The sequence below is a fragment of the Aquiflexum balticum DSM 16537 genome, from assembly GCF_900176595.1.
Classification (GTDB): domain Bacteria; phylum Bacteroidota; class Bacteroidia; order Cytophagales; family Cyclobacteriaceae; genus Aquiflexum; species Aquiflexum balticum.
This window is the reverse complement of the sequence record NZ_LT838813.1, coordinates 3333601-3357860: the sequence shown is the minus strand read 5'-3', so window position 1 is coordinate 3357860 and position 24260 is coordinate 3333601. Positions and strand designations below refer to the sequence as shown.

General features: G+C 39.5%; 12 protein-coding genes. 5 read left to right on the top strand and 7 right to left on the bottom strand.

From position 1 onward, the window contains the following. Nucleotides 1-2 precede the first annotated feature (2 nt). The 3 genes from B9A52_RS26460 to B9A52_RS14165 form a co-directional block, all read right to left on the bottom strand. Complete coding sequence (locus tag B9A52_RS26460; RefSeq protein WP_317045521.1) at nt 3-149, bottom strand: hypothetical protein; 147 nt, start codon at nt 147-149, stop codon at nt 3-5. Between the two features lie 89 nt (nt 150-238). Continuing rightward, nucleotides 239-655 (bottom strand): OsmC family protein, encoded by a 417-nt coding sequence (locus B9A52_RS14170; protein ID WP_084121075.1) that lies wholly within the window; start codon nt 653-655, stop codon nt 239-241. Nucleotides 656-764: 109 nt separating this feature from the next. Further along, entirely contained in the window at nt 765-4142 is a 3378-nt protein-coding gene (locus B9A52_RS14165; RefSeq protein WP_084121074.1) for a methylmalonyl-CoA mutase family protein, read from the bottom strand. A 354-nt stretch (nt 4143-4496) separates the two neighbouring features. On the opposite strand from B9A52_RS14165, the gene B9A52_RS14160 reads away from it, so the two are divergent. The 4 genes from B9A52_RS14160 (at nt 4497) to B9A52_RS14145 (ending at nt 12067) form a co-directional block, all read left to right on the top strand. Continuing rightward, nucleotides 4497-5576 carry a site-2 protease family protein gene (locus B9A52_RS14160; protein ID WP_084121073.1) on the top strand — a complete coding sequence of 360 codons (1080 nt, stop codon included), beginning with the start codon at nt 4497-4499 and terminating at the stop codon, nt 5574-5576. Further along, on the top strand, nt 5573-8227 hold the full coding sequence (locus tag B9A52_RS14155) for a cation-translocating P-type ATPase (protein ID WP_084121072.1): 2655 nt from the start codon (nt 5573-5575) through the stop codon (nt 8225-8227). The genes B9A52_RS14160 and B9A52_RS14155 overlap by 4 nt, the downstream gene beginning before the upstream one ends. 32 nt (nt 8228-8259) lie before the next feature. Continuing rightward, a complete protein-coding gene (locus B9A52_RS14150) occupies nt 8260-10398 on the top strand; it encodes a glycoside hydrolase family 97 protein (protein WP_084121071.1) in 2139 nt (712 codons plus the stop codon). Nucleotides 10399-10564: 166 nt separating this feature from the next. Further along, entirely contained in the window at nt 10565-12067 is a 1503-nt protein-coding gene (locus tag B9A52_RS14145; RefSeq protein WP_084121070.1) for a glycoside hydrolase family 32 protein, read from the top strand. 5 nt (nt 12068-12072) lie between these two features. Here the strand turns inward: B9A52_RS14145 and B9A52_RS14140 are convergent, their stop codons facing one another. The 3 genes from B9A52_RS14140 to B9A52_RS14130 form a co-directional block, all read right to left on the bottom strand. Beyond that, nucleotides 12073-12972, bottom strand: a complete 900-nt coding sequence (locus B9A52_RS14140; RefSeq protein WP_084121069.1) for a histidine phosphatase family protein — start codon at nt 12970-12972, stop codon at nt 12073-12075. Nucleotides 12973-13136: 164 nt separating this feature from the next. Then, the gene (locus tag B9A52_RS14135) at nt 13137-15995 is read right to left on the bottom strand and encodes a PD-(D/E)XK nuclease family protein (protein WP_084121068.1); all 2859 of its coding nucleotides are present in this window, start codon (nt 15993-15995) and stop codon (nt 13137-13139) included. Next, complete coding sequence (locus B9A52_RS14130; protein WP_084121067.1) at nt 15992-19231, bottom strand: UvrD-helicase domain-containing protein; 3240 nt, start codon at nt 19229-19231, stop codon at nt 15992-15994. Before B9A52_RS14130 ends, B9A52_RS14135 begins: the two co-directional genes overlap by 4 nt. A 394-nt stretch (nt 19232-19625) precedes the next feature. On the opposite strand from B9A52_RS14130, the gene B9A52_RS14125 reads away from it, so the two are divergent. Further along, nucleotides 19626-21137 carry a S8 family peptidase gene (locus B9A52_RS14125; RefSeq protein ID WP_231955231.1) on the top strand — a complete coding sequence of 504 codons (1512 nt, stop codon included), beginning with the start codon at nt 19626-19628 and terminating at the stop codon, nt 21135-21137. A gap of 97 nt (nt 21138-21234) precedes the next feature. Here B9A52_RS14125 and B9A52_RS14120 read toward each other — a convergent pair whose 3' ends face one another. Beyond that, nucleotides 21235-24183, bottom strand: coding sequence for an FAD-binding and (Fe-S)-binding domain-containing protein (locus B9A52_RS14120; protein ID WP_084121065.1), 2949 nt, complete (start codon nt 24181-24183; stop codon nt 21235-21237). Nucleotides 24184-24260: the final 77 nt, after the last annotated feature.

The window sequence follows — 24260 nt, the reverse complement described above, 5'->3', positions numbered from 1 at the left end:
ATCTAAAGATTTTCAATCTGTTTTCGAAAACTTTTTCCCATTTCTTTGAATCTTTGGGTCACTTCTTCAAAAAAATCACCTTCGTAAAACTGATCCAGATCAGATTCTTCCAAAATATCTGTCTCAGGAATTTTAAAAGTTTGTTCCATTGGACCCTGCTCAAATTTTATCAGGTATTTATTATTCCATGAGAAAACAGATATCCTGATTTCATTTTTCACAAATTCCTTAACTACCCTCATATCGGTCTCCTGACTTCAGATGTAAACCTGATTTCTGATTTTAAGGAAGATGCCACAGAGCAATACTTTTCTACCGATAAGGCCACCACTTTGGCAAATTCCTCATCTTTGGCATCAGGTGAAATTAATACAAATTTCATTTCTATATGGGTATAGTAGGCAGGAATTCCATCGTTCCTTGTCCCCTCTATCTCAACAAAAAAATCCACAATGGTCTTTCTTTTCTTTTTCATCATCAGGACAGCATCCACAGAACCACAGCCCCCGAGTGCAGAAAGCAGAAGGTCCATAGGTGATTGTGCTTTTTTATTTGGGGCATCATACATATCAATTGCCACCTTATTTCCCTGAAGGTTACTGGCTTCGTATTCATAATCCGATATCATACGAACAGTCACGTTTCTTTTGCTCATTTTAATCTAATTTAAAGATTGAAAAATTCGAAAAATGAAAAATTGTAAACTCCTGTTTTGGTGTTGATTTTTGAATTTTCGAATTTTAAAATTTTCCTATTTTACAATATTACATATTCCTCCTATACTGCCCTCCAACTTCATACAATGCCCTGGTAATTTGTCCCAAAGAACAGGATTTGCTAGCTTCCATTAGTTTTTCAAAAGTATTGCCGTTTTTGACTGCGACTTCCTGAAGTTCTTGAAGCTGTTTTTCTACAAGGTCTGCATTTCTTTCGTGTAGTAACCTGAGCGTTTGTATCTGAATTTCTTTTTCTTCATTGGTTGCCCTGATTACTTCGCCCGGCGTGACAGTCGGTGAACCCTCGGATGACAGGAAAGTGTTCACACCGATTATCGGATATTCACCTGTGTGCTTGAGCGTTTCATAATACAGACTTTCCTCCTGTATTTTGCCTCTTTGGTACATGGTTTCCATGGCACCAAGAACCCCGCCCCGTTCAGAAATCTTATCAAATTCCAAATAGACAGCCTCTTCTACCAAATCTGTCAATTCTTCAATAATGAAAGAACCCTGCAAGGGGTTTTCATTTTTTGCCAGTCCCAATTCTTTATTGATTATCAATTGAATAGCCATAGCTCTTCTCACAGAAGCTTCTGTAGGTGTAGTGATTGCCTCATCATAAGCATTGGTGTGAAGTGAGTTACAGTTATCATAAATTGCATATAGGGCCTGAAGCGTAGTCCTGATATCGTTGAAGTCAATTTCTTGGGCATGAAGTGATCTTCCTGAAGTCTGAATATGGTATTTCAACATCTGAGAACGTTCATTGGCACCATATTTTAATTTCATGGCCTTTGCCCAGATTCTTCTCGCAACTCTACCAATTACAGCATATTCGGGATCAATCCCATTTGAAAAAAAGAACGAAAGGTTTGGAGCAAACTGATCGATTGGCATTCCTCTGGATACATAATACTCTACATAGGTAAAACCATTGGAAAGAGTCAGTGCAAGTTGAGTAATAGGATTGGCTCCTGCTTCTGCAATATGATATCCCGAAATAGAAACCGAATAGAAATTTCTTATGGCATTTTCAATAAAATATTGCTGCACATCCCCCATTAATCTTAAAGAAAATTCAGTGGAAAATATGCAGGTATTTTGTGCTTGATCTTCTTTTAGAATGTCTGCTTGGACTGTACCTCTTACTTTAGAAAGTGTTTCAGCCTTTATTTTATTGTAAACTTCAGCAGGAAGCACCTCATCTCCTGTTACACCAAGTAGCATCAAACCAAGACCGTTGTTTCCTTCGGGTATTTCAGCATTGTACTTTGGTCTTTCTACTCCCTTGTTTTTATAAATTGAATCTATTTTTTGTTTTATCTCTTCTTCCAGACCGTTTTCTTTGATGTAGATCTCGCATTGCTGGTCAATAGCTGCATTCATAAAAAATGCCGTCATGGTGGCAGCAGGTCCATTGATAGTCATAGAAACCGATGTCATTGGATCACTCAGATTAAACCCTGAATAAAGCTTTTTGGCATCATCAAGGCAGCAGATATTGACTCCGGAATTTCCGATTTTACCAAAAATATCCGGTCTATAATCGGGGTCCTCACCATATAGCGTAACCGAGTCAAATGCAGTCGAAAGCCTTTTGGCAGGCAATCCTCTTGACACATAATGGAAGCGCTTATTGGTCCGCTCTGGACCGCCTTCTCCTGCAAACATTCTGGTAGGATCCTCTCCTTCCCTTTTGAATGGGAAAACTCCGGCAGTATAGGGGAATTCACCCGGGACATTTTCTTTCAATCCCCACTTCAATACGTCTCCCCAAGCTTCATACCTTGGAAGGGATACTTTGGATATTTTTGTTTGCGAAAGAGATTCGTAGTATGTCTGAACTTTGATTTCTTTATCTCTGACCTTGAAAACATAAAAATCATCTTGGTAGCGACTTACTTTATCCGGCCATTCCTCGAGCCATTTTTTATTCTTGGGGTCAAGTTCCAACTCTACCTGAGCATAGACTTCCTGCAATTCCTTAATAAGCCTGTCTTCATCGGCAACTTTTGCTGATTTGATCGCTTCAATGGACTTTTGAATGCTGTATAGTTTTTGGGCCACTTCTTTTTGAAGCTCCACCCACTTGTCATATGTTCGGTTATTTTCTGAAATCTCCGAAAGATACCTGGTCCTGGCCGGGGGAATGATATAAATTTTTTCTGATACTTCTTTACTCAGACCAAAGGAGGTGGTAAGGTCAACTCCTGTTTTTTCTACCAGTTTGGAAATAATCCCCTTATAGAGGTTATTCATTCCCGGATCATTGAATTGGGAAGCGATTGTTCCGTAAACCGGGATTTCTTCGTCTTTGATATCCCAAAGATTATGATTGCGCTTATATTGCTTTTTGACGTCTCTGAGGGCATCCTGTGCGCCTCTTTTGTCAAACTTATTGAGTGCAATGATATCAGCAAAATCCAGCATGTCAATCTTTTCTAATTGTGTGGCGGCACCATATTCCGGAGTCATCACATAGAGCGACATGTCAGAATGCTCCACTATTTCTGTATCAGACTGACCAATTCCCGAAGTTTCCAGGAGTATGAGATCAAAATTGGCCGCTTTGACAATATCAACAGCATCCTGTACATATTTTGAAAGGGCCAGATTGGATTGTCTTGTTGCCAGCGAGCGCATATATACCCGGGGATGATGGATCGCATTCATCCTAATTCGATCTCCCAATAAGGCCCCACCTGTTTTTCTTTTGGAGGGATCTACTGAAATAATGGCAATATTTTTATACGAAAAATCATACAAAAACCTCCTTACCAATTCATCTACCAAAGAGGATTTCCCTGCACCGCCAGTCCCTGTTATTCCCAATACCGGAGTTTTGCTTTTAGCAGAAACCTCTTTGAAGTTTTGAAGAATTGATTTACTTTCTTCCGGGAAGTTTTCTGCTGCAGAGATTACCCTGGCTATGTTTCTTTTTTCTGCTTTGTTCAGTGCATCGATTGAAACGTTTTTTCCGATCGGAAAATCTGACTGTTTGACCAGATCATTAATCATCCCCTGCAATCCCATTGAACGCCCATCATCCGGTGAATATATTCTGGTAATGCCATAGGCATGCAGTTCCTTGATTTCTTCAGGCAGAATGGTCCCTCCGCCCCCACCAAAAATCTTTATATGACCTGAACCATTTTCATTCAATAGATCATACATGTATTTAAAAAATTCAACATGACCCCCTTGATAAGAAGTGATAGCAATGGCCTGTACATCTTCCTGGATGGCACAATCAACAATTTCCTGAACTGACCTATTGTGGCCCAGGTGAATTACTTCACAACCTGTGGATTGGATAATCCTTCTCATAATGTTGATGGCAGCATCATGCCCGTCAAACAGAGATGCTGCTGTAACAATTCTTATGTGATTTTGGGGTTTGTAAATTTCTTGTGAAAAAGACATTGAAATTGGGTTTATTTTCTTTAAACAGGCGGACAACATCGAAAGTTTGGATTGTCCGGATTTCTTTATTGCCGATAAATAATTTCTGCGAAGATAAGAAAAAACACTAAGCAAATAGTGCAATCCTTGAGCAAAATCGAAATAATATTCCGATAATCAATTTAATATTAAGTATTTCAGAACATAGTTTGATATTTACTTCAAAAACAGTGTAGTTAGGAAATAAAAGATAAAACATTAATCCTTTTCATTGCTGATATAAATCAGCATTTAATAAATTAATGTAGGTTTTATTTGTATTGTCAATTTGATAAAAACCAAATTTAGTACCTTAGACAAACAAAAATCAACTATATGAAATTTTCATTGTTTTTAGGAAAATACAAAAATGTCAAGGTCTTCATCCATTGGACATTTTCCCTTCTTTTGCTTTGGATAATTATCTCCAATTTACGCCAAGGGATGCCTTGGATAGATATTTTTTGGATAATTATATTCGTATTGGCCTTGTTCTTCTGTGTGGTGTTGCATGAATTTGGTCATGCATTGGCAGCACAGAAATACGGTATACAAACAAAAGATATTGTCCTCTATCCTATTGGGGGAATAGCCAGACTGGAAAAACTTCCGGAAGATCCAAAGCAGGAACTTTGGGTGGCCATCGCAGGTCCTTTGGTCAATATTGGGCTTTTTATTATACTCTCCACCATTTTGAGCATCACAGGATTCGATCTGGAAAATCTGGAAGAGATCAAAATCAACCCCAATACAATCATCCTGTACTTAGCTTCTGCAAACCTGGTTTTGGCACTCTTCAATTTGCTTCCTGCATTTCCCATGGATGGAGGAAGAGTTTTACGTGCATTTTTAGCTATCAGACTCCCCCGCGCCAAAGCAACTCAGATTGCAGGAGGAATAGGTCAGTTCTTAGCCATTTTCTTTATTTTCTTCGGTTTGTTCAACAATCCCATATTGGTTCTGATAGGCTTATTTATTTTCCTTGGTGCAGGTGCAGAAGTGAGTCATACCCAGCAGGAAAGTTTTTTGAAAGGCTATAAAGTGAATGATGCGCTGATGCTGAAATTTCAGATAATAAGTTTCGATGCTCCTTTATCCAAAGCAGTGGAAAAACTACTTAATTCTCAAGCCACTCATTTTGTGGTTGTTAAAGACGATGTGGCCATCGGCACACTTAGCAGAAATGAAATTATAAAAGGACTTCAAGAGGGAAACGAATCTACGCTAGTTGAAAAAGTAGCAGATTTTAACCCACTAAAGATCGAAACCCAACAGGACTTGGATGAAGCATGGAGAAACATGATGTCAAAAAACAAGAAAGTAGCTTTCGTGATTGAAAATGGACACTTTTTAGGAATCCTCGATCAGGAAAACATCAGTGAGTTTGTAATGGTAAAATCAGCTTTGACAAAATGATTGAATTACCTGAAGCACCACATGCGCAGGAAGCAGATTCCATAATTCAATTATTGAACACAAGCAAAAAGGGCTTGAATGAGAAAGATGTCAAGCTCCGTCAGACAAAATTCGGTCTGAATGAAATCCCTGACCCAGGTGGTATACCTCTTTGGAAAATAATCCTGAAGCAGTTTACCAATCTCATGGTATATATCCTCCTGATTGCTGCTTTAATCTCCTATTTTACAGGGAACTACATAGATACCTATGTGATTTTGGTGATCATTCTGATCAATGCACTCATAGGATTTATACAAGAATACAAAGCAGAAGGAGCTGTTGCGGCGCTTAAAAACCTCTTAGTACCTAAATGCAAAGTAATCAGAGATGGAAAGCTCCAAACGATACATTCCAAAAACCTTGTCCCCGGAGACCTTATAAGCCTTGAAGAGGGAGATAATGTGCCGGCAGATGCCAGGATTATCTACGAAAAAAACGCCAGAACCATTGAGTCCTCTCTGACCGGAGAGGCCGCACCGGTTGACAAAAATACTGCGCCTTTGAAAAAAGAAGTCCCCTTGGGGGATAAAGTAAACATGGTCTGGAAAAGTACTTTTTTGGCAAGTGGGTCAGTAAAAGCTATTGTCACTGGAACTGGAATGAATACCAAAATCGGAGAAATAGCAAAATCTCTCAAAAATATTGAACCGAAAAAAACCAATTTTCAACTCAAAACAGACAAATTAGCCAAACAGATGGCGTTTATAGCAATCGGGAGTGCCGTATTGCTCTTTATGGTATCTTATTTTTTTCAAGATGCCGAAATCAGCGAGATTCTTTTGATTTCTATTGCCGCATTGGTTTCAACAATACCCGAAGGATTACCAGCCGTATTGTCCATAGTGCTTGCGATTGGTTCTTACAGGATGTCCAAAAGTAACGCTATCATTCGTGAAATATCTGCTACTGAAAGCTTGGGTTCAGTAAGCACCATTGTGACCGACAAGACCGGTACCCTAACACAAAATACAATGACCATAAAAACCGTCTGGATTCCTGGAGGAAAAACCGTAAAAGTGGAAGGTGAAGGTTGGGAAAGTTCGGGTGATTTCGTAGGTGATAAAGGAGATGTAGAGGCATTGAACCTGTTTCTTGAAATTTCTGCGCACTGTCACCAAACGGCGATAAAGAAAAAGAAAAAAGGTCATTTTCAGGTCACAGGCGATCCAACTGAGGCCGCATTTTTGGTTTTGGCCAATAAAGCAGGGAAATCAAAAGAACTGGATATTTTACAGAACAACGCCTTCGACTCAGATCTCAAATACAGATCGACTTTAGTGAAAAAAGAGGGAAAATCAATTCGCTTTTATATTGGGGCCCCTGAAGCTATTCTCGATTTATCCACTACATCAAGGCAAAAGACAGGAGATACTATCAAAATGTCCAATAAAGAACGGGATTTGATACATAAGAAAATCTCTGCTTGGTCAAAAGAAAGCTACAGGGTTTTGGCTTTGGCACAATCTGAAAATGCTTCCGAAAAAACAAAAGATGATAAGGTTCAATTCATAGGACTTGCCGGCATGCTAGACCCGCCAAGACCGGGTGTTCTGGAAGCTGTGCAATCCTGTCAACGAGCTGGAATAAGAGTCATTATGGCTACTGGAGATCATGCAGAAACCGCCTTAGCCATATCCAAAAAAGTAGGTATTGTTAAAGAAGGAAGAGATTTGGTCTATACTGATTCAGAATTGTCAAAAATGAATGAAAAGGATTTTGACAAAGCAGTTCAGAATGCAGATGTTTTTTCAAGGCTTACCCCGTTAATGAAATTGAAAATCGCAAAGTCCCTCCAAAAGAACGGTGACCTGATCGCCATGACGGGAGATGGAGTGAACGATGCCCCCGCATTGAAACAAGCCAACATAGGAATTTCAATGGGAATTATGGGTACGGATGTGGCCAAGGACGCCTCTGTTATGGTACTGGCAGATGATAATTTCACTACGATTGTAAAAGCTATAGAACAGGGCAGGATAGTATTCAACAATGCGAGAAGGACAAGCTTTTTTCTGGTGACAACCAATTTCGCTGAAATACTCACACTTATCTCGGCGGTTTCTTTAGGTCTAGCCATGCCTTTAACTGCCACCCAGATTTTATGGATCAACCTGATTACAGATGGATTCTGTGACAAAGCTCTGGCTACAGAAAAAGGAATAGGTGATGAATTGGATCGTCCTCCTATTGATCCTAAAGAAAAGATTCTTAATAAAACAGTTTTGCCGTTTTTGGCGATTAATATATTTATAATGGTTGGATTATCTATTACTGCATTTTTATGGTATATGCCTCAGGGAATTGAAAAAGCAAGAACAATGGTGTTTATCACAATGGGTTTTAGTCAGTTATTCAATGCTTTGAACATGAGAAGCCTGACAAGATCAACTATCACGCTCGGGATTTTTGGAAACAAATGGTTGAATTATGCCTTATTGATTTCATTGGCAATCCAAATGATAATCATAGAAGTACCCTATTTATCAAACCTTTTTTCTTTTAGACAAGTATCTTTGACAGAACTTTTGATCTGGGCCGGATTGACCTCTTTCGTATTCTGGTTTACAGAGATCTTTAAATATTTTAAATTCCATCATTCCAAAAAATGATTTTTGTAACTTAACACTTTAATTTGAAGCAAATGAAAAAACACATTTTACTTACTCTATTCTTATGCCTTTGGTCTTTACTGATTTTTGCACAATCAATCCAATCACCAAATGGCAATGTAAAACTAGATTTCAACCTAGTGGACGGAAAAGCAGTTTATCAACTTTCTTTTAAAGGTAAAGAAGTGGTAAAACCAAGTAGACTGGGATTTGAAATTAAAAATCAACCTACACTGATGGATGGTTTCCGCTTGATAAGCACCAAAATCGACTCTTTTGATGAATACTGGGCACCTGTGTGGGGCGAAGAAAGCAAAATAAGGAATCATTATAACGAATTGGCAGTCACCATCAATCAGGCAAGTACAGATAGAACCTTGCTTATCAGATTCAGGGTTTTTGATGATGGATTGGGTTTTAGATATGAGTTTCCCACACAACCTGAGTTGGGGCATTTTGTCGTCAAAGAAGAAAGAACCCAATTTGCAATGTCCGGTAATCATACTGCTTTTTGGATTGCGGGAGATTATGAAACTCAGGAATATGATTACACTGAATCCAAACTCTCTGAAATAAGGGACCTGATGGCAAAAGCAGTCACTGCCAATCTTTCCCAAAAACCTTTTTCACCAACTGGAGTTCAGACTTCCCTGATGATGAAAACTTCGGAGGGGTTGTATATCAATCTTCATGAAGCAGCATTGATGGATTATTCAACCATGCACCTGAATTTGGATGACAAAAATTTCATCTTTGAATCTTGGCTGACCCCAGATGTCAACGGGGACAAAGGATACCTTCAATCCCCATTCAATACTCCTTGGAGAACGGTCATAGTCAGTGATGATGCCCGGGATATCCTCTCGTCAAGAATGACATACAACCTCAATGAACCTTCTAAAATTAAAGATGTGTCTTGGATCAAACCTATGAAATACATCGGAGTTTGGTGGGAAATGATTACCGGTAAAAGCTCCTGGGCTTACACAGATGAGTTTCCGGCTGTCCGGTTAGGGGAAACTGATTTTTCGAAAGCCAAACCCAATGGAAAACATGGGGCGAACACTGCCAATGTAAAGCGCTATATTGATTTTGCTGCAGCACATGGATTTAGCGGCGTTTTGGTAGAAGGGTGGAATATTGGTTGGGAGGATTGGTTTGGAAATTCCAAAGATTATGTATTTGACTTTTTGACCCCTTATCCCGATTTTGACTTGGAGGGCATCAGGGATTACGCCAAAAGCAAAGGAGTAGAAATGGTCATGCACCATGAGACCTCTTCTTCAGTGAGAAATTATGAAAGACACATGGATCGGGCTTATCAATTCATGAAAGACAATGGCTATAATGCTGTGAAGAGCGGTTATGTAGGTGATATTCTTCCAAGAGGAGAAAATCACTACAGTCAATGGATAGTCAATCATTATCAATATGCTATAGAAAAAGCCGCTGACTACCAAATCATGGTCAATGCCCATGAAGCCGTCCGGCCAACGGGGATTGCCCGTACTTGGCCCAATCTCATTGCCAATGAGTCCGCTAGAGGAACAGAATACCAAGCCTTCGGTGGCAGTAAGCCTAATCATGTGACTGTATTGCCCTTTACCAGACAGATTGGTGGGCCAATGGATTATACTCCAGGCATCTTTGAAATGGACATCAGCAAAATCAACCCTGAAAATAATTCTTGGGTAAACAGTACCATAGCCAATCAATTGGCACTCTATGTCACCATGTACAGCCCACTTCAGATGGCAGCTGATCTACCGGAGAATTACGAACGTTTTATGGATGCCTTCCAATTCATCAAGGATGTCGCCATTGATTGGGATGAAAGCAAATATTTGGAAGCAGAACCCGGATATTTTATCACTGTTGCCAGAAAAGAAAAAGACAGCAACAATTGGTTTGTAGGCAATGTCAATGGTGTACCTGTAAGAACATCTACGATTTCATTTGATTTCTTAGATGCTGACAAAACTTACATTGCCACTATCTATGCTGATGCCAAGGATGCCCATTACCGGAACAACCCTCAGGCATATACCATCAGAAAAGTAGTGGTTACGAATAAATCCACGCTCAGTCAGGAATCAGCACCTGGAGGTGGATATGCGATAAGCATTGTAGAAGCTACTAAGGAACAGACAAAAGGTCTGAAGAAATTATAGCGTTTAATTTTATGAACCACAAAAGAGACAATAGAACACAAAAGACTTAACTATATATGGATGTTTTGTAATTCCTTTGTTTTAATTTATATCTTTTGTTCACTTTTGTTCCTTTTGTGGTTCATTAATTTTCCCCTATTTTAAAAAATCAAAAATCTCCGCCAACATGAAAAAATCTCTTTTTATCATCATTTCTTTGTTTTCAGTTTTTTTTGCCTGTAAAACAACAGAGGAGAAATCGAGTCAGTTAGACACCAAATCTTTCACTGAGCCCTTTCGCCCTCAATATCATTTTTCTCCTGAAGCGAATTGGATGAATGACCCGAATGGGATGGTGTATTTGGATGGAGAATATCATTTGTTTTATCAATATTATCCTGATAGCACAGTTTGGGGACCAATGCATTGGGGACATGCGGTTTCTACAGACTTGGTACATTGGGAGCATTTGCCCATCGCCATTTATCCTGACAAAAACGGTTGGATTTTCTCCGGTTCGGCGGTGATAGACCATAACAATACCAGCGGTTTGGGTTCACCTCAAAATCCAGCCATGATTGCAATTTTTACCTATCATGACCCTGTCGGCGAAAAAGAAGGTAGAGTTGATTTCCAGACTCAGGGCATTGCCTACAGCCTGGACAAAGGTAGGACTTGGACCGTCTATGCAGATAATCCGGTTCTTAAGAATCCTGGGATCAAGGATTTCCGTGATCCTAAGGTTAGGTGGTATGCTGATTCAGAAGGAAATGGAAAATGGATTATGTCCTTGGCTGTTTGGGATAAAATCAGCTTCTATTCTTCACCTAATTTGTTGGACTGGACTTTTGAAAGTGACTTCAATCCGGATTGGGCAGCCTATGGGGGAGTTTGGGAATGTCCGGACCTATTTCCGCTGACTGATACGGACGGTACCCAAAAATGGATCCTTTTTGTAAGCATCAATCCTGGAGGCCCTCAGGGAGGTTCCGCAACGCAGTATTTTGTAGGAAATTTCGATGGCAAAACTTTCTCTACCGAAAGTTCAGAAACCTTATGGCTTGATTACGGTGCGGATAATTATGCCGGAGTAACCTGGTCAAATGTACCTGAATCAGATGGAAGAACGCTGTTTATTGGCTGGATGAGCAATTGGCAATATGCCCAAATCGTTCCTACCCACCCTTGGCGCTCCGCCACCACACTTCCAAGAAACCTTGAATTGGTCAAAAAAGATAATGGATATTTAGTCGCATCAAGACCTGTCAAAGAAATAGAAAAATTAAGAACGGAATCAATAACTGTCTCAGGAAATTCCTTCGAATTAGAAAATGAGTTAGTTGAGCTTTTACTTTCTCCTAATCAAGAAGATTTCAAAATCCATATTTCCAATGATAAAGGAGATAGGGTGATTATTGAAAAATCAGATCAAGAATTGAAAATTGACCGAACTCAATCTGGATTTATTGATTTCAGCACGGAATTCCCCGCAGTACATAATGCTCCTTTACATGCAATTGACGTAAAAAATATCAGGCTATTTATCGATCGATCATCCATCGAAATTTTTATCAATGATGGTGAACTGGTAATGACTGAATTGGTCTTTCCAACTTTTCCTTTTACTAATGTAAATTTGGAGGGAATTTCAGATAGTAACACGCTGCATTATTTAAATGGGATTTGGTGAAAATCTTATTCAAACAAAGACCACAGAAACAAGGGAACTGAACCTACAAACTCAAGTTCCTTTTGACTATTTGCTTTCATTAGAAACCCATCTGACATATTAAATGGCCTGAAAAGATTTCTATGAGGATTTGCTTCCAGCATATTATAATGGCCGACCAAAAGCTGTACTCCTGCTGCATTATTTTCCCTGATTATATCGAAAACATCTTCAAACATCGGATCATTGGGATTTGCATTTTCATGATTCAACCTTGAATCAGTTTCAATTTCAAGATCTAATTCCATTGCCTCTATGGTTTGAACTGCACGGCAAAACTCACTACTGATGGCAGTTCCAATAGGAATTTGAAGTTTTTTGATGGCGTCACCTATTTTTTTTCCGTTCCTTCTACCATTCTCATTCAACTGTCTGGCAACTTCCGGGTCACAGGATTTCCACCATTCCGGTATAGGTGAATCTACTTTATCCTCTCCGATTCTGGCATCAACATGTCTCAAAACCAAAGCAAAACCCTGATGATCTTGTTTCATATTTATCAGAGAACCAACTGTCCGGATGGCATGAGCCTTATTTTTCATGATAAGGATGGGTATTGTTTCAATAAAACTCGGACTTTCCTCAAAAGAACAATCAATCCAATAAACCCCTTGAGGAAGTGACAGTTCAGCAAAACCAGATTCTTCAATATCAAAGGTTTGACGTTCAGAATTAGGAAAAAACTTTGCAGGCTTATTTGTCTCAATCTTAATTTGTACTCCTTGATCCAGGTGTTCCACAAAAAACACCCCATCAATATAATCTTCAGAGATAATCAAATTTTCTTCCATTTCTTTTTCCAAACAGGAAGAAATCAACAGAGGAAAAAAGATCAAAAGGCAGATCTGTTTGAAATAAAGTTTCATAAATTAAAATTCATTGGTGGAAAAGTAAAAAGTTTTAATTAATCAGACTTATACATAAGTCACCTTGATGGGAATCCTATTTTACCCAATCGACAGTTAAAAATAATAAATTTTCATATCAAATAGATCACATTAAATATTAAAAAAATATTAAATTGAATAGCTTACCTTCCACAAATCTCTTTATAGGCACAATACTTACACTTATCCCAATCATCTGTTTGTGAAAATGGCACATCAGGATCAAACATATCTTCCAATAATTGTTTTAATCCATTTTCATAAAATTGGGCATGCTCATTATAATTCTCTATTTCTAAAGCCTTACCTTTTGGTTCTTTAAGCTGCAAATAGGGATTAAAATTTTCTTTAAATATTTCTTTGAAATTAAAGAGCGCTGGTTTCAATGACTTCCTGTTTTCTGGACACATTGCTTGGTAGAGCAATCCATAATACATGGTCTGCATGGCTGCTTTATTACGGTTTTTATCTTCCCGATCAAAAAGAGATTCTATACTGCTAAATTCCTTTTTGTCAGCACCGGACTTATAATCTATCAACCTCACTGTTCCCTGCTGTTCATCCACCCGATCAATATAGCCTTCCAAACCAACTTCAACTTTACCTTTTCTGGTGTCGATTTGGAATTTGGCCTGATGGGCTTGTTCCATGGAAAGGATTTGAAATGGGGCTGCTTCCTGATCGATTTCCAAGAGTCTTTGGATATATTTCTGTAAGACATCCCTTACGATTGCCATCTGACCGCTAAGCTTGGTATCAGCATTTTCATCCAAATGATAGAATTTTCTTACTCCTTTTTCAATGGCCGGAAAAACCCAGTTTTTCTTCAAATCCCCAAAATCTTCCTTCGCAATTACAGATCGCTTTTTCCTCTCCTGAAAACCTTCATACAAAAACTCCATACTGTAATGGGCAATATTTCCAAAGACCGAAGCATCAATTTCTTCTTTTACTTCCTCTTTTTCTTTAATGCCGGCCAGATACCTGAGATAAAACTTCAACCTACAATCCAAATACACACTTAGGGCCGATGGAGAAAAAGTACTTCTCGATTTCCCATCAGGATTTACCACATACTTTTCCAGCAATTGAAGTACTTCTTCATTCTTTTCAATCACAATAGAAGCAGTCTCCTTGAGGTCAACAGGTACATAGATGACCTCCTCTTTCATGTCCAAACCCATTTCCACATCCATTTGCTGAATATACCTGCTTTTTTCCCCAGCTTTTCCTTGGTCTGCTGCCGTAGTATAAATCATATGCACCTCTTCTGCACTTTGCAATAAGCGATAAAAGGTGTAGGCATAAATGGCATCATTCTGTTCCTGAACCGGTAATCCAAAAGCCCTGCGGATATTATAGGGAATCAATGAATTGAGACTACCTGCAGGTGGAAAACTGCTTTCATTCATGTTGCAGATGATGACACGTTTGAAATCCAGGTTTCTGGATTCCAATACCCCCATGACCTGCAATCCCTGCAAGGGTTCTCCTTCAAAGGGCAATTTGACCTCTCTGAAAACCTGACGGAACAAACGAATGAAAAATTCCCGGTCCACAGAAAGTCCTTCCTGCTTCTCAAAATTCTCCCTAAGCCTATTCAATTGCTTGAAACACTGATAAAGGTAAGAGCGCTGAAGGGGTTCTTCCCCCAATCGTTTGGCGAGTTCCTCCATCAAGGTAGAGAGGTAAGGAAATAACTGTTCACTGCCAAGCGGTCTGAAAATCAATTCAAAGAACGCCCCTCCCTTATGCAACTTATTTTGGGTGATGTAAATCTGATTCTGTTCTTTCATTTCCCTAAGCAGATCCGCCACAAAAGTTGGATTGACAGATTGGAGGTAAATGGAGGAAAGGAGACTTTTCAAGGGTTGATGATAAAATAAAGGCATTCCATCCTCAATTTTAATATAACGCTGCATTTCCAGCACTGCTTCCAAAAACGCATAAACCGGCGTGTTTTTGACAGGATAGCCCATCGTGACATTGACTTTGTCAATGTTTTCGGGTAAGGTGTGCAGAACAGGAAATAGCAGCTGTTCATCCGGCAAGATGATGACTGTTTCCTCCCAGTTTTCATTTTTGTCAACCTTCTCCAATAAAGAACCTACCAAATTGGCCTGATTGGTTTTGAGTGGAGTTGCATAGGTTTGGATTTTTGCCTTTCGGTTTGCAATTTGTTCTGGTATTTCTTTGGGAAAAGTCGGCCCAAAAACAGGGTCTTTTCGGTATTCCCTGAAAAACAAGCCCGCTTCCTGATTTTTGTCTTCCAAATAATAGGTATCAATATCCCAAAAGATCTTGGCACCAAATTCCAAAACAAAATGCTTGATCAGCTTTTCCTCTGTTTTGGTAAAAGCATTGAAACCTATAAAAACATATTGCTTTTCAGGTGTCGCAATCACATCCAATTTTTCGGCAACTTTTCGATATAGCATTCCTGAGTAAGCCATTCCGGAAACATTCAGAGAAGCTTTGAAAGCATCATACAAAGGATATAAAATCTGCCAGAATTTGAGGAATTTTTCCTGATGTCCCCTACCCTGATTTTGGAATGAATCCCAAAATTGTCTGATCAAAGCAATTTGCTGGTCAGTCAGAAAACTCAGATCAGATTCTATTTCTTTGATCTCATAAAGATATAAATATAGTTTTTTGGCTTCCGCCATAAACTGATCCACATCGTTGAAATCTTTGAGAATCATCTCTCCCCAGAAATAGAATCGGTCAAAGGTTTCCGGTTCAGGATGAAGGCTCTGATAGACTTTATAGAGTTCAAAAATCAAAGTCAAGTCATCTGAGGGCCTTTGTCCGGCATATTGGTAAAAGACATCTTCAATGGTCTTGATCTCAGGCATCCAAGTGGGCTTATCGATCAAAGTACCCAAGTGTTTGGTAAAAAAAAGCCCTGCCCTCCTATTTGGAAGTACAACAACCAAGTTTTGTAATTCTGGATAGGTTTGAATGATTTCCTGGGCGGTATTCCTTAAAAAACTGTTCATTTTCTCCAATTTTCAACTTCCACAATCTTTCCATCTTCCAAATAGCACAAATAACCTTTGCTGGTCTTTTGACTTAAAGATGCCACCAAATCCATATACTCTTTCACCTGCTTTTGATGTTTCTCAAATTCAGAACCTGTCTTAAAATCCACAATTATTACCTCTTTGTCTTTAAGAATGATTCTATCTGGGCGCTTTTGGGAACCATCTGGAAGTAAAATACCCTGCTCGGCCATCAACTGTCCCTCTCCTTCAAACCAAGATGCAAAAACAGGATTATCAAACAGCTTATCCAATTGTATACTAACTTCATTTTTTTCCGATTCATCCAATCGGCCTTCAAAGTAAAATGCCTCCAAATGCATGTTGATATCAGCATGGGTACGGGACTTCTCTAATAGCTCATGAACCAACAAACCAAAATCCCGCTTCTGTCTTTGATCCAAGCCTTCTTTGGAAAAATCAACAGCATATTGCTTGACCTCCAGCAATTCAGTCCAGTTCTGATAGTTCCAGCGCAGATCCGGTATTTCGAAATCCACTTTTTCTTTAACAACTTTTTGTGGCCAATCCCCAAAATCAAATGTTTTTGATTCAGGATCAAAAAATTCTGAAAGCGAAAGTCCATCAGATCCATCCATAGAGCTGCTGAGCACTTGTTGCAAATGGATTTGCATATAGTTCAAAGAAATGTCTTTCTTGAACTCCTGTTTGAAAGGAGAAATCCCCCATATTCCTTCCTCAGCCCTGGTCAAAGCCACATAAATCATATTCAAACTGTCCAAATAGGCCATGATGGCTTCTTCTGCATAGGTTTCCCTGAAATCCGATTTGGCAAGTTTGGCATTTAAGCTTAAAGGAATGATGACATTCAGACCCTCTTCCTTATCTTGAAAAGGAGACCAAATTACATTTTCTTTACTCATATCAAAAATTGTCCATTTCAAAAATGGCATCAGCACCACCTTAAATTGCAAACCTTTGGATTTATGAATGGTGAGAATTCTCATGGCTTCATGCCCTTCAGGAATTTTGACCGTTCTTTTGTCTTGATTTTCCTCCCACCAACCCAAGAAACCCGGAAGATCGGCCCTATTATTTGCAGTAAAATCGAAAACAGCTTCCTTAAAACCGGATAGGTAGGCTTTTTCTATACCTGATTCCTGCAAATCCAATTCAGCAATCAATTCCTCCAAGGCTTCCATCAAAGGCAATTGCAATAAGGTGTTTTGCTTTTCCTGAAATGCATTTATTTTATCCTTTAAATGAACCGGGGTTTTGTCCAAAGCAAAAAGATCATGGTTTACGGGTTCATTCCGCAATACCGACCGGTAATACCACATGCTCTTAAACTGCACTTTGTCCTCAGGGTCATGCAGGTATTTCAATCCTGCTACCAATGCTTTGACCGAAGCGGATTTGTGCAGGAACATGGATTCGTCGGACAGCACATCAAAGCGGTATTCCAATTCAGGATTTTCAGAAGCAAAAGCCATCAAGGTATCCGCAATAGCTTCACCTTCCGATTTCTTTCTGACCAAAAAAGCAATATCTTTCAAATCATAGCCCCTATCCTGCAATTCCATAACCATTTTTGGCAATCGGCTTAATACCTGCTCTTCAAATTTCCCTTCCTCTTCTTCACTCTCCTTCACATCGATAAACTCAAACCTGACTTTTCCTTTATAATCAGACGCTTCTTTTTTTGAAGATACATATTGAAAAACATCCTGATAAGCCTTGGAAATAATACCTGCATCTTCAGCGCGATACGAATGGGTCACCACCTGCTCAAATGATTGCGGAAGCTTCTTAAACAGGGCATTGTTAAAAGCAATGATATTGGGCAAACTCCTGAAATTGGTATCCAAGTCTCTATGGTCAATGTTTTGAGCACCTATTTCAATTTCCACCTGTTCCAACAGCAATTTCATCTCCCCACCTCTCCAACGGTAGATCGATTGTTTGACATCACCAACAAGCAGATTGATATTTCCCTGTGCAAGGGAATTTTCAAGTAGGGGCTTGAAACTTGCCCACTGAAAGCCTGAAGTATCCTGAAATTCATCGATCAGGTAGTTTTTATATTGGTTACCGACTTTCTCATAAATAAATGGCGCATCGTTTTCCCTTGTGATTTCTTTGAGAAATTCGTTGGCATCCGAGATGAGCAACATGTTTTCCTCATCCTTTACATTGGTAAGTTCTTCCAATAAGTTCCTGAAAATCCCATAAACGGAGATGTTTTTGGAAATCGCCTCAAGGGTATTCCATTTGATGAACAGTGGTTCAAATTGGGCAAGAATATTACCTAAACCTTGATGATAGGCAGAAACAATGGCATCAATTTGTTTGCTGCTTTTTGAATACCATCCATCTTCGGAATCGGGTAAATTGACTTGTGTGGGACTTAATTCTAAAACCGGTTGGTTTCTGTCTCCCAATTTATCGAATTTAAGCGCAAAAGATCTTGAGCCTCCTGAGAAATCAGTCCACTGTAATCCATTGGCTTCCCGGATGTGGTTTGCTTCTTCTTTGAGTTGCAAGGTGATTTTTAAAATCTCCTTTTTTCTATCTCTGAGGTATTTTTGAAGGAAATTCACATTTTCATTTTCCTTTAAAAATTCCTTGATTTCGACACTATACTTTTTAAAGTCCTCCTGAAAAATCTGCCTGCCCAGAGATTTTATATTTTTTCGAATGTCCCAGGATTTTCCGTTTTGTATTTGTTCGACTGCATAATCCACCAACCATTTATGCAAAAACTCATCCTCCATAACTTTGCCTACTACCCTATCCACAACCCTATCCAACACATCATCCTGATCCAATTCCACCTCAAATTTGGCATTCAGGTCCATTTCACGGGCAAAAGCCCTTACCACTTTCTGAAAAAAACTGTCAATCGTACTGACAGAAAACCGACCATAATCATGCAGTATGGCAGTAAGAGATTGTGCAGCACGGACTTTCAGTTCATCCACCCCGACTCCCAATGCTTTCAGGATTTCTGAATCCATCCTTTCATCAGGCCTGACCTCAGTTTTCAATCGCTTCAATTCCTTCAAAATCCGTTCTTTCATCTCCTGGGTAGCCTTATTGGTAAAAGTCACTGCCAAAATAGTCCTGAAACTCTCCGGGGAAATCAAGGCCAACTTGAGGTACTCGGTGGCAAGGGTGTAAGTTTTACCCGAGCCTGCTGAGGATTTATAGATGATAAAAGGTCTGCTTTCCATATTCAAAAATCAATTTAAACAAATCAAATAGAAAATCGACAGATAAAAAAACTACTGACACGAGTTGTCCAAGTAAATAAAAACAAAGTTCAATTCATGAGTTCAATCTGGTTTGAACAGACCTTATTCTCAGTTATCCTAAGTTGGATCTTTTCCACTCAAATAAAACCTAGGCAATTCATAAAAACTAGCAATAAGAAATACTATTTTTGAAATCTTTTATTTTAAAAATACAATTCCGATTATGACATTAAACCCATTTAATTACTCTAAAACAGCTATTTCAACTAGAATTTCAACGTTTGTAATATTTGTTTTTATCTTCTCTGCCTGTAGTACGCTCTCGCCAATACCAAAGCCAATTGAAAATAAAGGAAAATCAATTTCCAAATCCATGGATCTCACTGAGTCGGAAAAGAAAAACTGGTTTCATCTTGATCTCTTAAATGACACGATTCCTGGTTTGAGTCTGAACAGGGCCTATACTGAAATCATTAAAGATAAAAAAGGTGCCCCTGTGACAGTAGCGGTTTTGGATTCAGGAATGGACTTGGATCACGAGGATTTAATGGAAGTACTTTGGTCAAATTCAAGGGAAATTCCAGGAAACAGTATAGACAATGACAACAACGGATACATAGATGATATCCATGGTTATAATTTCCTGGGTGAATCCTATCATGAACAAGTAGAATATACAAGAATATTAAGGTTGGGAATCGGGGATGAATCCTATCAAGAAAAAGCAAAAACTGCTTACAATAAGGAATTCTCAGAGATTACAGAAGGTTTTGAACAGATGCAGGGAATGGCCTTTTTCTTGGAGGAAGCTGATAAATTCATTGTCAGGGAATTGGGAAAATCCACCTATGAAGCTGCCGATTTGAAAAATATAGAACCTGACAACGAGATGGCCGAACAGATCCTGTTTTTTTTAAAGGAAATGCTATCCTACGGTGATAATATTGAAGACTTGAAAGTAATGATAGCGGAAGGAATTACCCAAATGGACACCCGCTTGAACTACCATTTGAATATAGATTTTAACGGCCGGGAAAAAGTGGGAGATGATCCTTATGATATCACAGACTTGGGCTATGGAAACGGCAATCCGAAGAATCTTGTCAAGGATGAAAGCCATGCAACTCACGTAGCAGGAATCATTGCGGCTAAGCGTGATAATTCCTTGGGAATTTTGGGTGTTGCAGATAATGTAAGCATCATGTCAATCCGTGCTGTTCCAGATGGTGATGAATATGATAAGGATGTTGCTTTGGGAATACGCTATGCCGTGGATAACGGGGCTAAAATCATCAATGCAAGTTTCGGTAAATCCTTTTCACCCAATGCAGAATGGGTTTACGATGCCTTGAAATATGCAGCATCCAAGGACGTGTTATTTGTCTTGGCCGCAGGAAATGATGGAAATGACATGGATGATCTCAACAACCCTAATTTCCCCAACGATCATCAATTTGTAAAAGGACAGGAATTTATAGACAATGTCATCACTGTTGGCGCCTTGACTCCTTATTTTGGGGAAGATTTAGTGGCTGTTTTTTCAAACTTTGGAAAAGAAAATGTTGATGTTTTTGCTCCTGGAGATGATATTTATTCTACCATGCCTGAGAACGAATATGATTTTCAGGGTGGGACTTCCATGGCTGCGCCTATGGTTTCTGGATTGGCGGCACTGATCAGGTCCCATTATCCCCAATTGAGCGCGGCACAGGTTAAAAAGATCATCATGGAATCCGGCATTAAACCAAAATTAAATGTAGTGGTGGCAGGAGATCCTGAAAAAGTTTTGCCTTTCGAACAACTTTCCAAGTCAGGGAAAATGGTCAATGCCTATAATGCCTTGATTATGGCTGAAAAGGTAGCGAGAGGAAAAACAAAACTTTGATACACCTTTGGGGTTTTCAGAACCCCGAAGGTCTTGAGGGTTAGGGGAACAATTTTATGATATTTTTAGAAGAAAACCTTCGAGGTCATAAAAGACCTCAAAGGTTGAGGGCTTCCCACAAAATCTCCACAGGATGTTTGGCTTTTTTACCTGTTCCATCAGCGATCTGATGACGGCATGAGGTACCCGGTGCGGCAATCAAGATACTTTCTTCAGAATTTCGAACTGCTGGAAAAAGCACCATCTCCCCTATCTGAATACTCAGTTCATAGTGCTCCGCCTCATAGCCAAAAGAACCCGCCATCCCGCAGCATCCGGAAGGAATTACCTCCACGGAATAGTTATTGGGAAGACTCAATAATTTTTGCGTCCAAGTCAAGGAAGACAATGCCTTTTGGTGACAATGTCCATGAAGCTTTATTTTTTGAACCTTGTCTGTAAATGAATCTGCCTTGATATTTCCTGAGGCTATTTCTCTTCCCAAAAACTCATCAATAATCAAGGTATGGAATTTTAGCTTTTTGGCACCCTCTACAAAGTCTTTTCCAACCAATCGGGGATATTCATCCCTAAAACTTAAAATGGCCGATGGCTCAATCCCCACAAGAGGTGTTTCTCCGTTGATGATATCCTGAAAGATTTTCACATTGGCCTCAGCATGTTTTTTCGCTTTTTCAAGCAAGCCTTTTGAAAGCGCTGAACGCCCACTTTCCTGATGGTCAATTATTTTGACATCATAACCAAGTCTCTTCAGCAATTTGATGGCAGTGATGCCTATATGTGTATCGTTATGGTTGGTAAACTCATCGACAAACAAATAAATGGATTTGATTATAGGAGTCTTTCCGGGAAGTGATGTATAATGCTTTTTGTACCACTTTCTCAAACTCACTTTTGAAATTTCCGGTAGGTTTCTTTTTGGTGCAACTCCCAACACAGTCTTCATCAAACCCCCTGTCAGACCATTTGACAAGGAAAAATTAGCCAATCCCGGGAATATCGATGCAAGCCCATTCAATTCGTTGATATACGCAAAAGCCTTGGAGCGTAAAGGCGTCCCATTTGACTTTTGGTATTGATAAAGGAATTCAGCTTTCATGGAAGCCATATCCACATTGGAAGGACATTCTGAGGTGCAGCCTTTGCAGGAAAGACACAAATCCAATGCTTCCTTGATTTCGGGATGGTCAAAGGCGTTTTCTTTTTTATCCAAAGTCAAAAATTCCCTCAATGTATTTGCCCTGCCTCTTGTGGTATCACGTTCGTTTCTTGTAGCCTGAAAACTGGGGCACATGGTGCCTCCAGATTCAGGTAATTTTCTACAGTCCCCTGAACCATTACATTTTTCGGCCAACCTCAGAAATCCGCCTACATGACTGAAATCCATCAAAGTATCTTGTTCCGGAGTCACCATATCGGGTTCATATCTCAAAGAGGTATTCATGGGTGCTGTATCCACGATTTTTCCTGGATTGAAAATATTGTCGGGGTCCCAAGTATATTTGAACCTTCTGAAAAGTTGGTAATTCTCTTCTCCCACCATCAATGGAATAAAAGGCGCACGGACACGTCCATCCCCATGTTCTCCACTTAATGAACCTTGGTATTTTTTGACCAACTTGGCAGAAGCTTCCGAGATTTTGAAAAATTCCTCCTGATCTGATTTTTTCTTCAGATCCAATATCGGACGCATGTGGATTTCCCCTGCACCTGCATGGGCGTAATGCACAGGATTTTGATTGAATCCTTTGAGAATCTCATCCAATTCATCAATGTAATCCGCCAAATCATCGATATCCACAGCAGTGTCCTCAATACAGGCCACTGCTTTAGGATCACCGGGTATATTTGCCAACAAGCCCAATCCCGCTGAACGCAATGCCCATGCGGATTTGGTCATATCCGGCCCGATAACCGGAAAGGCATAACCCAATCCAGCCAATTTCAGGTCAGCGATCAATTTATCTCCTTTGGCTCTCGCTTCTGCTTCTATTTTTCCGGTAAACTCCACCATCAACATGGCCATGGGGTCACCTTCAACAAAATAGCGGTTTTTACTGTACTCTATACTTTCTTTGGTACAATCCAGTATGATTTTGTCCATCAATTCTACAGCTGTAGCCGGATGTTTCATCGCAACCTGCGCTGCCCTCATGCTTTGGTTGATGGTCTCAAAATGGGCAGCAACCACGATTTCTATAGGATCGGGTAAGGGATCAAGCGCTATTTTTATTTCAGTGGTAAAGGCCAAAGTCCCTTCAGAACCTGTCAGAAGTTTACAGAAATTAAAAGTATCTCCTCCCCCAGTAAATATCTCCGAATCCAATAAGGCATCTACGGCATAGCCTGTATTTCTTCTATGGATGGATTTTTTTGGGAATTGCTCAATAATGTTTTTCTGGTTTTCAGGATCGGATAATTCCTGTTTTGCCTGTCTGTAAATTGTTCCCTCCAAAGAATCCAATTCACATTTTGATTTAAAATCTTCTTGACTGACTTCACCAAAAACAACTTTGTTGCCATCGCTTAAAATGGTTTTCAATTCTAAGACTTTATCCCTTGTTACCCCATAGACGATAGAAGTAGTACCTGAAGAATTGTTCCCTACCATACCTCCAATCATCGCCCTATTTGCCGTAGAGGTAATAGGGCTGAAAAATAGCCCATGGGGTTTTAGGTATCTGTTTAACTCATCCCTCACCACACCCGGTTGAACACGAACCCATCTTTCAGCTTTATTGAATTCCAATATTTTGGTAAAATGCTTGGAAACGTCCACTACAATCCCATTGCCCACACATTGTCCTGCCAATGAAGTCCCCGCTGTCCGTGGAATCAGGGAAGTTTTGTTTTCTTTTGCAAACAGGATAAGATTTTGGATATCCGATTCGGATTTTGGAAAAGCTACTGCCAAAGGAATTTCCCGATACACCGAGGCATCGGTAGCATAGAGCGTTTTGGTAAGGGAATCATATTTCAGTTCACCTTCCAACTGAGAAGACAATTGCTGTAATAAAGGTAATAGGTTAGGTTTGGTCAAAGTCATGGAGCAAAAATAAGAAATAGAAATAAGGTAGAAACAAGCATTTAAAAATAAAAAAAGCTTATCTAAATTAAGGGTTC

Excerpts from the sequence above, each read along its gene's own strand:
- B9A52_RS14155 (WP_084121072.1), top strand. The coding sequence starts at position 5,573 with ATGATTGAATTACCTGAAGCACCACATGCGCAGGAAGCAGATTCCATA.
- B9A52_RS14120 (WP_084121065.1), bottom strand. The coding sequence starts at position 24,183 with ATGACTTTGACCAAACCTAACCTATTACCTTTATTACAGCAATTGTCT.
- B9A52_RS14165 (WP_084121074.1), bottom strand. The coding sequence starts at position 4,142 with ATGTCTTTTTCACAAGAAATTTACAAACCCCAAAATCACATAAGAATT.
- B9A52_RS14125 (WP_231955231.1), top strand. The coding sequence starts at position 19,626 with ATGGATCTCACTGAGTCGGAAAAGAAAAACTGGTTTCATCTTGATCTC.
- B9A52_RS14140 (WP_084121069.1), bottom strand. The coding sequence starts at position 12,972 with ATGAAACTTTATTTCAAACAGATCTGCCTTTTGATCTTTTTTCCTCTG.
- B9A52_RS14130 (WP_084121067.1), bottom strand. The coding sequence starts at position 19,231 with ATGGAAAGCAGACCTTTTATCATCTATAAATCCTCAGCAGGCTCGGGT.
- B9A52_RS14160 (WP_084121073.1), top strand. The coding sequence starts at position 4,497 with ATGAAATTTTCATTGTTTTTAGGAAAATACAAAAATGTCAAGGTCTTC.
- B9A52_RS14135 (WP_084121068.1), bottom strand. The coding sequence starts at position 15,995 with ATGAACAGTTTTTTAAGGAATACCGCCCAGGAAATCATTCAAACCTAT.
- B9A52_RS14170 (WP_084121075.1), bottom strand. The coding sequence starts at position 655 with ATGAGCAAAAGAAACGTGACTGTTCGTATGATATCGGATTATGAATAC.
- B9A52_RS14145 (WP_084121070.1), top strand. The coding sequence starts at position 10,565 with ATGAAAAAATCTCTTTTTATCATCATTTCTTTGTTTTCAGTTTTTTTT.
- B9A52_RS14150 (WP_084121071.1), top strand. The coding sequence starts at position 8,260 with ATGAAAAAACACATTTTACTTACTCTATTCTTATGCCTTTGGTCTTTA.
- B9A52_RS26460 (WP_317045521.1), bottom strand. The coding sequence starts at position 149 with ATGGAACAAACTTTTAAAATTCCTGAGACAGATATTTTGGAAGAATCT.